Source organism: Gordonia sp. NPDC003422, from assembly GCF_053588675.1.
Window position 1 is genome coordinate 178,458 of record NZ_JBSFQL010000003.1, and the last position, 12,460, is coordinate 190,917.

The 12,460-nt window shown below is 67.0% G+C and carries 13 protein-coding genes; all 13 read left to right on the forward strand.

Features of this window, described 5'->3' with window-relative positions; all coding sequences use genetic code 11:
* The first annotated feature begins 42 nt into the window (after window positions 1-42).
* The 13 genes from thrS to ACWDTF_RS04350 all read left to right on the forward strand — a co-directional run bounded on the left by thrS (window position 43) and on the right by ACWDTF_RS04350 (window position 12,095).
* Entirely contained in the window at window positions 43-2,115 is a 2,073-nt protein-coding gene (thrS, locus tag ACWDTF_RS04290; protein ID WP_240862702.1) for a threonine--tRNA ligase, read from the forward strand.
* Window positions 2,108-2,659 carry an HIT family protein gene (locus ACWDTF_RS04295; protein ID WP_240862704.1) on the forward strand — a complete coding sequence of 184 codons (552 nt, stop codon included), beginning with the start codon at window positions 2,108-2,110 and terminating at the stop codon, window positions 2,657-2,659. Before thrS ends, ACWDTF_RS04295 begins: the two co-directional genes overlap by 8 nt.
* Window positions 2,660-2,692: 33 nt before the next feature.
* Complete coding sequence (gene pgsA, locus ACWDTF_RS04300; RefSeq protein ID WP_355277925.1) at window positions 2,693-3,361, forward strand: phosphatidylinositol phosphate synthase; 669 nt, start codon at window positions 2,693-2,695, stop codon at window positions 3,359-3,361.
* Window positions 3,361-4,320: a phosphatidylinositol mannoside acyltransferase gene (locus ACWDTF_RS04305; RefSeq protein ID WP_355277928.1), complete on the forward strand. Its 960-nt coding sequence runs from the start codon at window positions 3,361-3,363 to the stop codon at window positions 4,318-4,320. Before pgsA ends, ACWDTF_RS04305 begins: the two co-directional genes overlap by 1 nt.
* Complete coding sequence (locus tag ACWDTF_RS04310; RefSeq protein ID WP_240862709.1) at window positions 4,317-5,441, forward strand: glycosyltransferase family 4 protein; 1,125 nt, start codon at window positions 4,317-4,319, stop codon at window positions 5,439-5,441. Before ACWDTF_RS04305 ends, ACWDTF_RS04310 begins: the two co-directional genes overlap by 4 nt.
* On the forward strand, window positions 5,441-5,968 hold the full coding sequence (locus ACWDTF_RS04315; protein ID WP_240862710.1) for a LemA family protein: 528 nt from the start codon (window positions 5,441-5,443) through the stop codon (window positions 5,966-5,968). The genes ACWDTF_RS04310 and ACWDTF_RS04315 overlap by 1 nt, the downstream gene beginning before the upstream one ends.
* A gap of 194 nt (window positions 5,969-6,162) precedes the next feature.
* Window positions 6,163-7,080, forward strand: coding sequence for a pyridoxal 5'-phosphate synthase lyase subunit PdxS (pdxS, locus tag ACWDTF_RS04320; RefSeq protein ID WP_240862712.1), 918 nt, complete (start codon window positions 6,163-6,165; stop codon window positions 7,078-7,080).
* 103 nt (window positions 7,081-7,183) lie between these two features.
* Window positions 7,184-8,137 carry a PP2C family protein-serine/threonine phosphatase gene (locus ACWDTF_RS04325; RefSeq protein ID WP_240862714.1) on the forward strand — a complete coding sequence of 318 codons (954 nt, stop codon included), beginning with the start codon at window positions 7,184-7,186 and terminating at the stop codon, window positions 8,135-8,137.
* Between the two features lie 117 nt (window positions 8,138-8,254).
* Window positions 8,255-8,956 (forward strand): FHA domain-containing protein, encoded by a 702-nt coding sequence (locus ACWDTF_RS04330; protein WP_240862725.1) that lies wholly within the window; start codon window positions 8,255-8,257, stop codon window positions 8,954-8,956.
* Between the two features lie 215 nt (window positions 8,957-9,171).
* On the forward strand, window positions 9,172-9,654 hold the full coding sequence (locus ACWDTF_RS04335) for a helix-turn-helix transcriptional regulator (RefSeq protein WP_240862716.1): 483 nt from the start codon (window positions 9,172-9,174) through the stop codon (window positions 9,652-9,654).
* Window positions 9,655-9,756: 102 nt separating this feature from the next.
* Window positions 9,757-10,611, forward strand: a complete 855-nt coding sequence (locus tag ACWDTF_RS04340) for an acyl-CoA thioesterase (protein WP_240862718.1) — start codon at window positions 9,757-9,759, stop codon at window positions 10,609-10,611.
* A complete protein-coding gene (pdxT, locus tag ACWDTF_RS04345; RefSeq protein ID WP_240862720.1) occupies window positions 10,608-11,222 on the forward strand; it encodes a pyridoxal 5'-phosphate synthase glutaminase subunit PdxT in 615 nt (204 codons plus the stop codon). Before ACWDTF_RS04340 ends, pdxT begins: the two co-directional genes overlap by 4 nt.
* 117 nt (window positions 11,223-11,339) lie before the next feature.
* Window positions 11,340-12,095, forward strand: a complete 756-nt coding sequence (locus tag ACWDTF_RS04350) for a YebC/PmpR family DNA-binding transcriptional regulator (RefSeq protein ID WP_240862721.1) — start codon at window positions 11,340-11,342, stop codon at window positions 12,093-12,095.
* Window positions 12,096-12,460 lie beyond the last annotated feature (365 nt).

Consider the following 12,460-nt stretch of genomic DNA (forward strand, 5'->3'; position numbering starts at 1 on the left):
GCAAGAACTCCCGAACCGAATCCGAACCAAGGAGCGCTCGACGTGCCCGATGAAGTGTTGGTGACCAGCCCCGCCACGATCCGTGTGCCAGCTGGGACTACCGCGGGCACGGCGCTGCGCGAGCACGACCTGCCGAACAAGGGGCCCGACGCGATCGTCGTCGTACGCGACGCCGCCGGTGAGCTGCGGGATCTGTCGTGGGTGCCCGAACTCGACACCGACGTCGAGCCCGTCGCCGCCCACACCGAGGCCGGGCGCAGCGTGATCCGTCACTCGTGTGCACATGTCCTCGCGCAGGCGGTGCAGGAACTGTTCCCGCAGGCAAAACTCGGCATCGGACCGCCGATCAAGGACGGCTTCTACTACGACTTCGACGTCGCCGATCCCTTCACCCCGGAGGATCTCGCGAAGCTCGAGAAGAAGATGAAGCAGATCATCAAGTCGGGGCAGAGGTTCTCCCGTCGTGTCTACCAGTCCAAGGACGAGGCGAGACTCGAGCTGGCGAACGAGCCCTACAAGCTCGAGCTCATCGATGACAAAGGTGCGGCGGCCGACTCGGAGGTCATGGAGGTCGGCGGCGCAGAGCTCACCGCCTACGACAACCTCAATCCCCGCACCGGCGATCTCATCTGGTGCGACCTGTGTCGCGGCCCGCATGTGCCGACCACCAAGTACATCGCCGCGTTCAAACTCACTCGCAGCTCGGCGGCGTACTGGCGCGGCGACCAGGACAATGCCGACCTGCAGCGGATCTACGGGACCGCGTGGGAATCGGCCGAGGCGCAGGAGGCATATCTCGAACTTCTGGCCGAGGCCGAACGCCGCGATCACCGCAAGCTCGGTGCCGAGCTGGACCTGTTCAGTTTCCCCGACGAACTCGGGTCGGGGCTTCCGGTGTTCCATCCCAAGGGCGGGATCATCCGTACCGAGATGGAGGACTACTCGCGGCGTCGGCACATCGCCGCCGGCTACGAGTTCGTGAACACGCCCCACATCACCAAGGGGCATCTCTACGAGGTGTCGGGCCACCTGGACTGGTATGCCGACGGCATGTTCCCGCCGATGCAGATCGACGCCGAGTTCAACGACGACGGCAGTGTGCGCAAGCCGGCCCAGGACTACTACCTCAAGCCGATGAACTGCCCGATGCACAACCTGATCTTCCGGTCGCGCGGGCGTTCGTACCGTGAACTCCCGTTGCGGCTCTTCGAATTCGGATCGGTCTACCGGTACGAGAAGTCGGGTGTCATCCACGGGCTGACCCGCGTGCGCGGCATGACGCAGGACGACGCGCACATCTACTGCACGCGGGAACAGATGCGCGACGAGCTGCGCTCGTTGCTGACGTTCGTGCTCGACGTGCTCGCCGACTACGGGCTCGACGATTACTACCTCGAGCTGTCCACCAAGGACCCGAAGAAGTTCGTCGGTGACGACGAGTCGTGGGAGATCGCCACCAACACCCTCGCCGAGGTCGCGCAGGAGTCGGGCCTGGATCTGGTGCCGGACCCGGGCGGGGCGGCGTTCTACGGTCCGAAGATCTCCGTGCAGGTCCGTGACGCGCTCGGCCGAAACTGGCAGATGTCGACGATCCAGCTGGACTTCAACCAACCGGCCCGGTTCGACCTGGAGTACACCGGCGCCGACGGTGCCAAGCATCAGCCGGTGATGATCCACCGCGCACTCTTCGGCTCCATCGAGCGCTTCTTCGGTGTCCTCACCGAGCACTACGCGGGGGCGTTCCCGGCCTGGTTGTCACCCGTGCAGGTGGTCGGGATTCCGGTGGCGGAAGCGTTCGCCGATCACCTGCAGGGCGTCGTCGGCGAACTGCGCACGCGTGGGATTCGTGCCGAAGTGGACCACTCCGACGATCGCATGCAGAAGAAGATCCGCAATCACACCACCGGCAAGGTGCCGTTCATGCTGCTGGCGGGGGAGCGCGACGTCGAGGCGGGCGCGGTGAGCTTCCGGTTCCGCGACGGCACCCAGGTCAACGGGGTGCCGGTCGGGCAGGCCGTCGACCTCGTCGACGCGTGGGTTTCGGCCCGACGCAACGAATCGCCGACCGCCGATCTCATCGCCGGGACCACGAGTGCGGATCCGGCCGATGGCTGAACCGGACGGCGTGATCCGCGACTGCGGCACCGGCGACCCGGACCGGCTGCAGCGGCTGTGGAGTCCGCACCGGATGACCTACATCACGTCCGACCCGCCGGAGAAGACGAGTAGCGGGCATCCCTTCCTGGACATCCCGCACATGTCCGACGAGGACGGATTGATCGTCGCTCGGGGCGAGACCGTGTACGCGGTGCTGAACCTGTACCCGTACAACCCCGGTCACACCATGATCGTGCCGTATCGGCAGGTCGCGGACCTCGAGGACCTGAGCCCGGCGGAGTCGTCGGAGCTGATGGGATTCACCCAGCGCATCATCCGGACGATCAAGTCGGTGTCGAATCCCAACGCGTTCAACGTCGGACTCAATCTCGGCTACGCGGCGGGCGGCTCGTTGGCCGAGCACCTGCACCAGCACATCGTGCCCCGGTGGGTCGGGGATGCCAACTTCATCACCGTTGTCGGCGAGACCAAGATCATGCCACAGTTGCTGCGCGACACCCGCGCACTGCTGGCGCAGGCCTGGCAGCGGCTCGGTGACTGACCTGGTGACGATCTTGTCGAAGGGAGTGCGCGGGTGCTGAGCATCCTGGGCCGGGCTTCGGTCTCGAAGGTCACGCTGCCGATCGGACGCGGTCTGCTGCGTACCGGTCTCACCCCGGACGGTATGACACTGATCGGGACGGTCGCGACCATCGCCGCGGCGTTGACCCTGTTCCCCATGGGCCACCTCTTCTGGGGGACCATCGTCATCTGGCTGTTCGTCATGTTCGACATGCTCGACGGTGCGATGGCTCGGGCTCGTGGTGGCGGCACACGATTCGGGGCGGTGCTCGACGCCACCTGTGACCGCATCGCCGACGGAGCCATTTTCGCTGGTCTGGCCTGGTGGTGCGCAGTCACCGAACCACACGACCTGCTGCTCGTCGCGACACTGATCTGCCTGGTCACCTCGCAGGTGATCTCGTATGCGAAGGCACGTGCCGAGGCCAGTGGACTGTACGGCGACGGTGGCCTCATCGAACGTCCCGACCGCCTCATCATCGTCCTGGTGGGATCGGGTCTGACCGGGCTGGGCCTCGATTGGGCGATCCATGTCGCCATGTGGCTGCTCGCGGCGGGCAGCGTGATCACCGTCGGGCAACGCATGTGGTCGATCTCGCGTTCTCCGGGGGCCCGCGACCTCATCCCGACGGAGAAGACGCCGCCCGACGGGGAGCAGGCAGACGAGAACGAGGGGCACTGATGCGCGTCCCAGGACTCGGGCGCGTGCGGGAATCCTTGTCCGCCAACGCCTACCGTGCGGGATGGGCCGCGATCCGCTACGCTCCCGACGGCCTCGCACGACAGGGATTCGACACCGCGGGCCGACTCGTGGGGCGTATCGACGACAACGATCAGCTGCGTCGCAACCTGGCCCGGGTGCTCGGCGTCGAGCCGCGCGATGTTCCGAGCGAGCTGATGGGGCAGGCGATGGCGTCCTACGCCCGCTACTGGTACGAGGCATTCCGGTTGCCGTCCATGGACTTTCAGGAGGCGGCGGCCAACGTCTACCTCTCGGATGACCAGATCGAGTTGTTCGAGGCCGAGCTCGCGAAGGGCAAGGGCCTGATCTTCGCGCTGCCGCACAGCGGCAACTACGACATGGCCGGGGTGTGGCTGGTTCAGCACAACGGGACATTCGCGACCGTCGCCGAACGGCTCAAACCCGAATCCTTGTTCCGTCGATTCGTCGACTATCGCGAGAGCCTCGGCTTCGAGATCTTCCCGCTGACCGGTGGTGAGCGCCCGCCGTACGAACAGCTCGCCGACCGTCTGCGAGCGGGAAAGATCATCTGTCTCATGGGTGAACGCGATCTCAACCACACCGGTGTTCCGGTGACCATGTTCGGGGAGCGGACCCGGATGCCGGCCGGGCCCGCGAAACTCGCCATCGACACCGGCGCTGCGCTGATGCCCGCGCACCACTGGTTCACCGAGGGCGCCACCTCGCGGCTGCAATGCGGTCCGCGCATCGATACCGAGGGCGGCGTCGCAGCGACCACTCAGCGCCTCGCGGACGCCTTCGCCACCAACATCGCCGCACACCCCCAGGACTGGCACATGTTGCAACCGTTCTGGGAGGCCGACTGGACCGAAGGGCAACGCGCCCGAGTGGCGGGCAATCCCGGTGCGGCACAACATGCGGACGGGGAGGCGTCGTGAGAATCGGCATGGTGTGCCCCTACTCGTTCGACGTGCCCGGTGGCGTGCAGGCCCACGTAATGGAACTCGCCCAGGTGTTCATCGAACGCGGACACGAGGTCAGCGTGCTCGCGCCGGCCGCCGACGACACCGAGCTGCCGGACTACGTCGTCCGCGCGGGACCGGCGCTGGCGATCCCGTACAACGGCTCGGTCTCTCGGGTGAACTTCAGCCCCAAGGGATACCTGCGGTTGCGTCGCTGGATTGCCGAGAACGCCTTCGACGTACTCCACGTGCACGAGCCGAACGCACCCAGCATTTCCATGTTGTCGCTGATGGTGGGTTCCGGCCCGATTGTCACGACCTTCCACACCGCCACCTCACGGTCGTTGTGGCTGAGCACCTTTCAGGGAATCCTGCGGCCCTACCACGAACGCATCGCGGGCAAGATCGCGGTGAGCGAACTCGCACGTCGCTGGCAGATGGAGTCGCTCGGGTCCGACGCGGTCGAGATACCCAACGGAATCAACGTGTCCGCATTCGCCGATGCCGAGCCGCTCGACGGTTATCCGTGGCCGGGCGGCTCGGTCCTGTTCCTGGGTCGTTTCGACGAACCGCGCAAGGGTATCGACATCCTGATGCGCGCACTGCCCGCGATCGTCGAGCAATTCCCCGACGTCCGCATCCTGGTGGTGGGCGGCGGAAACCAACGAGCGCTGCGGCGGCGCGCGGGCGATCTCGCCGACCACCTCGTGTTCCTCGGCCAGGTCGACGACGCCACCAAGGCCCGGGCCCTGCGTTCGGTGGATGTCTACTGCGCGCCGAACCTCGGCGGCGAGAGCTTCGGCATCGTCCTCGTGGAGGCAATGGCGGCCGGCGCCGCGGTGATCGCCAGCAGCCTCAACGCTTTTCGGCGTGTTCTCGACGACGGTCGGGCCGGACGACTCGTGACCACCGGATCGCCGGAGGAACTGGCCGAGGGGGTCGTCGATCTGCTGTCCGACACGCAAGCGCGGGCCGAGTTGGTGCGGGCCGGTCGGGTGCGCGCGGACCGGTACGACTGGTCGCGGGTCGCCGACCAGATTCTGCGCGTGTACGACACGGTCACGGTTGGCGCCGGCCCGGTGGTGGTGTCGGACTGATGTCTCCCACGACGACGCTGATTCTGCTGGTCGCGATCGTGGCGATCGTCCTTCTGGTCGGCTGGGCCGTGCAGACCGCCAATCGCCTCGACCGGCTCAATGTGCGCGTGGACCTCGCGCGCCAAGCCCTCCATGCCTCGCTGGACCGGCGATCGGTGGTGGCCCGGGCCATCGCAACCGACATGGCGGCATCGGGCACCCCGGAGGTCGTGACATCGGCGCGTGACCTGGCTGCGGTCGCAGATCATGCCGAACGCGCCGACCCCGCGACGCGGGAGGCCGCGGAGAACGCGGTCTCGGCGGCATTGGCGCGCGCCGACCCGCAGTCTCGACCGCCCGGACTGGTGGCCGAACTCGCCGACGCCGAGACCCGCGTGATGATGGCGCGCCGCTTCTACAACGACGCCGTGCGCGACACCCGCAACCTGGCCGAACGCCGGCCGGTGCGGTGGCTCCGGCTCGGCGGTCGGGCCCCGTTGCCCGACTACTTCGAGATCATCGAGCGCGGCGTCCCGGGCGGTCCGTGACCCATGTGCGGGTGCGGCGTGGATGGGTCGAGCCACGGTGGACCGCCGCCCCGTCGGCCCCCCGATCGCACTCACCTAGACTGGAGGTCGGATGTGTCGTGGTTCCGGTGCGCCGCGGCGTTCGCGGGCGGGGCCGGCGTGATGGCTGTGCACCGACCCGACACCGCACATCAGCGAGCAACAACTGAGGAGACATGGCAGTGAGTCACAACGGCGCGACCGTTCCCGAGGTCGGCCAGGGTACGGCGCGGGTCAAGCGTGGAATGGCCGAGATGCTCAAGGGCGGCGTGATCATGGATGTGGTCACCCCCGAGCAGGCGAAGATCGCCGAGGACGCCGGGGCGGTCGCGGTCATGGCGCTCGAGCGGGTGCCTGCCGACATCCGCGCCCAGGGCGGCGTGTCGCGGATGAGTGACCCCGACATGATCGACGGCATCATCGCCGCGGTCAGCATCCCGGTGATGGCCAAGGCCCGCATCGGACATTTCGTCGAGGCGCAGGTCCTGCAGAGCCTCGGTGTCGACTACATCGACGAGTCGGAGGTGCTGACCCCCGCCGACTATGCGAACCACATCGACAAGTGGCAGTTCACCGTGCCCTTCGTCTGCGGTGCCACCAACCTCGGGGAGGCGCTGCGCAGGATCACCGAAGGCGCTGCGATGATCCGGTCGAAGGGGGAGGCCGGCACGGGCGACGTCTCCAACGCGACCACTCACATGCGCAAGATCCGCGACGAGATCCGCCGCCTGACCTCGCTGCCGAAGGACGAACTCTACGTTGCGGCAAAGGAATTGCAGGCTCCCTACGAGCTCGTCGCCGAGGTCGCCGAGGCCGGCAAACTGCCGGTGACGCTGTTCACCGCCGGCGGTATCGCGACTCCGGCCGACGCTGCGATGATGATGCAGCTCGGAGCCGAGGGCGTGTTCGTCGGATCCGGAATCTTCAAGTCCGGCAACCCCGCACAGCGGGCGGCCGCCATCGTGGCCGCCACCACGTTCCACGACGATCCCGATGTGCTGGCGAAGGTGTCCCGCGGCCTCGGTGAGGCCATGGTCGGGATCAACGTCGACGAGATCCCGGCGCCGCACCGGCTTGCCGAGCGGGGCTGGTAACCGAGGTGATCGTGGGCGAATACCGGTGCGAGTGCACAATTGCCGCCGAACAGCCGACGTCCGGAGCTGTTTTCGGTCGGTCCACCGGTAGGATCTGCTGACCATGGATGCGGCGACAATCGTCCGGGACGACACACGGTCGGGTACGGACTTCGTGGGCGAGCTGCGGCTCGAATGGGCGGCGGCGTGCAACGTCGGTCGGGTGCGCGAGACCAACGAGGATGCCGCGCTCGCCATGCCGGGTATCTATCTGCTCGCCGACGGGATGGGCGGACACGACAGCGGTGAACTGGCCAGCGAGGCCGCCCTGTTGACGCTGTCCGAGGCGCCCGCCGCCGGTGACATCAACGACACCCAGGTCGCGCTGAACGACCTGCTCGCGCTGGCGCAGCAGCGAATCGGCGCGATCGACACCGAGAGTGATCGTCGTGCCGGAACGACGGCAACCGGCGTCGTTCTCGTCACCGACGAGGGCCGTCCGCACTGGCTGGTGGTCAACATCGGCGATTCGCGCACCTACCGGTACCAGAACGGCACCCTCAATCAGCTCACGACGGATCACTCGCAGGTGCAGGAGTTCATCGAGGCGGGCTTCCTGACCCCGGAGCAGGCGCGCACCGATCCACGCCGCAACGTGATCACCCGTGCCCTCGGCGCGGGAATGATCGATCCGATCGCCGATTTCCGCAGTACGCCGGCGTATCCCGGTGATGTCCTCCTCATCTGCAGCGACGGTCTGACCGGCGAGCTACCGGACGAGGAGATCGCCGACATCCTGCGTGAGGCGGGCAATTCCGAACAGGCCGCGCAACGGCTCGTCGATGCGGCACTGGCGCTCGGTGCCCACGACAACGTCACCGTGATCGTGGTGACCGCCCACGATTCCGTCTCGACACTCGAGAACCCGGCCATCGTGGTCGAGGATCAACCGACGACCGTCGACGGTGCCGGAGTGGACGGCGCCGGAGTGGATGGCGCCGGAGTGGATGGTGCTGCGGTGGACGGAACTGACGGGCAGCTCGACGGACACGGGCCGAGCGCCGCAGACGCAGACTGACCCGGGGGGAATGCGGGAATGACGATTTCAGGTCACGATCGGCCGTCAGGGGACAACCTGGCCGGTGGTGCCGATTCCCGTGCCGACGCACTGGCGGGTCCGCCCGACGACGGGTCGATGACCTATGTCGAGTACTGCGGCGAACGCTTTCCGCTGGAAGCCGACCACCGATTCTTCATCGGTCGCGAGGCCGACCTGTCGATCGACGACAACCCCTACCTGCATCGCCGATTCCTGGTCCTGCACAACGAGAACGGACTGTGGTGGCTCACCAATCTGGGCACGCATCTGTCGGCGAGTGTGTCGGCGGGTGATGTCGGGTTCTCGGCGACGCTGGGGCCCGGTGCGCGTATGCCGCTGGTGTTCGGGGAGACGACCGTGGTCTTCACCGCAGGTCCGACCACCTACGAGGTGAGCGTGTTCGCGCGCGCCCCACAGGTGCGGTCGGTGACGCGCCCGGAGTTCGACGGCGGTCGGACTACCCAGGGTGTGCCCACGCTGACGGAGAGCCAGAAACTGCTGATCGTCGTTCTCGCCGAAGAGATCCTGCGACGTGAGGGCACCGGTTCGAGTGCGATCCCGTCTTCGGCGCAGGCCGCCGGACGTCTGGGGTGGCCCCTCACCAAGTTCAACCGCAAGCTGGACAACGTCTGCGACAAGCTCGATCAGCTCGGCGTGAGCGGGATGCGGGCCGGTGGCGGCAAACTGGCCAGCAACCGACGCACCAAGCTCGTCGAGTACGCGGTTGCGTCACGGATCGTGACCCGCGAGGACCTCCCGATGATCGACGAGGAAGCCGCGCGCAACGCCGCCACTTGAGCCGGTGTGCCCGCCCGGATGGGTAGTGGTTGGGTACCGACCGGACCGGCCGGGTTCTTACCCCTTCTGACCTGCGGCTATGGCATGGGTAGTTCTCCCCATGCCGAGGGGAGTTCTCCCCATCGACCGGACTTGGGAACGCTCATAATCTCTAACTCACAAGCGACGGAAACCCCGTCCGACGACAGAGACCAGTGAGTGAAGAGGACATCGAAATGACTGCAATCGCCCATCACATCCCGCAGTACCGTCCCGCCGATGCCCCCCGTTCCGACGCCCGCCGTCAGGCTGCTGCTGCCGCCCGCCGCCAGGAGGCGCTGGCTCGTCTGGCCGCCCGCCGGATGCCGCTGCCCGGTCAGCCGGTGGCCGGCATGGCCGCGGCCGATCGGCCGCAGGGGCGACTGATGGCGATCGTGCCCGGGCTCGAGGAGCAGAACGCGGGCCGCGAGGAGCCGCAGCGTCCCGAACTGCCCCGTCCGAGCCTCACCGGCCGCGAGGTCGAGGTTCTGCGCACCTGGATGCTGGTGGACTCCAAGCCGGCTGTCGCACAACAGCTCTTCATCTCGTTGGGCACGGTCAACACCCACCTGACCCGCATCCGTGCGAAGTACGCGGAGATCGGTCGTCCGGCCCCGACCAAGGCGTCGCTCGTGGCGCGCGCCGTGCAGGACGGCCTGATGACCCTCGACGAGCTGTGAAGCCGGCCGGTCCAACGATTCGACTTGATTTGTGTGTCGGGTTTCCGCGGCGGTCGGGGCCGCGGAAACCCGGGCACGCGTTGGTAGGCGATACTTGACGGCGTGGCAGCCATCGAGGACATCCTTCAGGTCGAGCGCATCGAGACCGACATCTATCGCGGCCCGGCATTCCCGAGCCATCTGCAGCGCACGTTTGGTGGGCAGGTGGCGGGGCAGGCGCTGATGTCGGCCACGCGGACAGTCGACGACGAGTTCGGGGTGCATTCGCTCCACGGATACTTCCTGCGGCCCGGCAACCCGGACCTTCCGGCCGTCTTCCTGGTCGACCGGATTCGGGACGGTCGGTCGTTTGTGACCCGGCGTGTCACCGGGATCCAGAACGGCGAGGCCATCTTCACGATGTCGGCCTCGTTCCACGTGCGCACCGACCAGGGCTATTCCCACCAGGACAAGATGCCACCGGTGCCCGCGCCGACCGAGCTTCCTGATCGCCTCGACGAGTTCTCCCCGGAAGAACGCGCGGTCTTCAAGGAGTGGAAGAACTTCGACATCCGGGTCGTCCCGCGCGCGCAGATGGTCACGTCGGACTACTTCGCCGCCCAGCAACGCGTGTGGTTCCGGTATCGGCATCCGTTGCCCGACGACCAGGTCTTCCACGTCGGCACCCTGGCCTACATGAGCGACATGACGCTGCTCGGTTCGTCGCGCGTGCCGCATCAGGAGTCCAATCCGCAGGTGGCGTCGCTGGACCATGCCATGTGGTTCATGCGCGAGTTCCGCGCCGATGACTGGCTGCTGTACGACCAGACCTCGCCGTCGGCCGACGCGGGTCGAGCCCTGACCCAGGGACGGATCTTCGACCGGTCGGGAACCCTTGTGGCGGCAGTGACGCAGGAGGGTCTCGCGCGAACGGGTCGCGAGATGCCCGAGGATCAGCACGCCCGGCGCGATCGGTGAACGCGGCCCCGCGCATCGGTGTGCTCGCCCTGCAGGGCGACGTTCGCGAGCATGTGTATGCGCTCGAGGCGGCGGGCGCGCGGGCGGCCCCGGTGCGTCGAGCCGCCGAACTCGGCCAGATCGACGGTCTCGTCATCCCGGGTGGCGAGTCGACGACGATGAGCAGACTGCTGGGTGTGTTCGACCTGTTCGATCCGCTCCAGGAGGCGCTCGCCGACGGGTTGCCCGCATACGGGTCGTGCGCGGGCATGATCATGCTCGCCACCACCATCTTGGACACTCGGCCCGATGCGCGCCATCTCGATGCCCTTGATATCACCGTGCGCCGCAACGCTTTCGGGCGTCAGGTGGAGAGTTTCGAGACCGACCTGGAGTTCCGCGGGATCACCGATGTCGCGACGGCCGAACCCATGCGTGCCGTCTTCATCCGCGCGCCCTGGGTGGAGTCGGTGTCACCGGAGGTCGAAGTGCTGGCCCGCGTACCCGACGGTCCGGCGGCCGGCCGTATCGTCGCGGTTCGGCAGGGCGACGTGCTCGCGACGTCGTTTCATCCCGAGGTCACCGGCGATCGTCGCGTACACGAATATTTCGTGACGATGGTGCGTCGGTAAGATCGATCGAGCGACAGGTGCAAGTGCACTCGACAACGAACGGCGCCGTGGGATCATCGTCGGCGCGGGTGATGACACCCGCGGCGGCACCGGGCGTGTGGAAAGGATCACCAGGTCATGAGCGGCCACTCCAAATGGGCCACCACCAAGCACAAGAAGGCGGTCATCGACGCCAAGCGCGGCAAGATGTTCGCGAAGCTCATCAAGAACATCGAGGTGGCCGCCCGGACCGGCGGTGGTGACCCGGCCGGCAACCCGACGCTGTTCGATGCCATCCAGAAGGCAAAGAAGTCGTCGGTGCCCAACGACAACATCGAACGCGCTCGCAAGCGCGGCGGTGGCGAAGAGGCCGGCGGCGCCGACTGGCAGACCATCATGTACGAGGGCTACGGCCCCAACGGGGTGGCCGTGCTCATCGAATGTCTCACCGACAACCGCAATCGCGCGGCCGGTGAGGTCCGTACCGCGATGACCCGCAACGGCGGCAACATGGCCGACCCGGGATCGGTGGCCTACCTGTTCACACGCAAGGGCGTGGTGACCCTCGAGAAGAACGGTCAGAGCGAGGACGACGTCCTGATGGCGGTCCTCGACGCCGGCGCCGAGGAGGTCACCGACCTCGGTGAGTCGTTCGAGGTGGTCAGCGAACCCACCGATCTCGTCGCGGTGCGCGCGGCACTCCAGGACGCCGGCATCGACTACGACTCCGCCGAGGCCAGTTTCCGTGCGTCCGTCGAGGTCGCGGTCGACGCCGACGGGGCCCGCAAGGTCTTCAAACTCATCGATGCGCTCGAGGATTCCGACGACGTGCAGAACGTGTACAGCAACGTCGACATCAGCGACGAGGTTCTTGCGGAGCTCGACGCGGACTGATCCGAAGAGTCTGGTGACCGCCGCTCTGACCTGGGTAGATGCCGAGGAACCAGCCGTGGTCGTTCCACCAAAAATAGGGGAGGAAGTTTCTTCCGCGAGGTTCGTAGTCTTCCGCGAGAATCTTCGCGGGGAGGACACCAAGGGTAGGGGAAGAGAGTTCTTCCCCTACTTTTTGTGGGCGCGTGTGCCTGGCATCGAGTTCGGCGGAACGCGACGACCGACAAGCGGTGACTGAGATCGGGCCCGTCAGCGTCCGCTTCCGGGACATTCCCGGAGGACCACCCTCAGGGGCCCGATCTTGGCCACCGGCCCGACCCGCCTTCCCGCCTCCACGATCGCCGACGCCGTCGGCGGGGTGGGCCGCT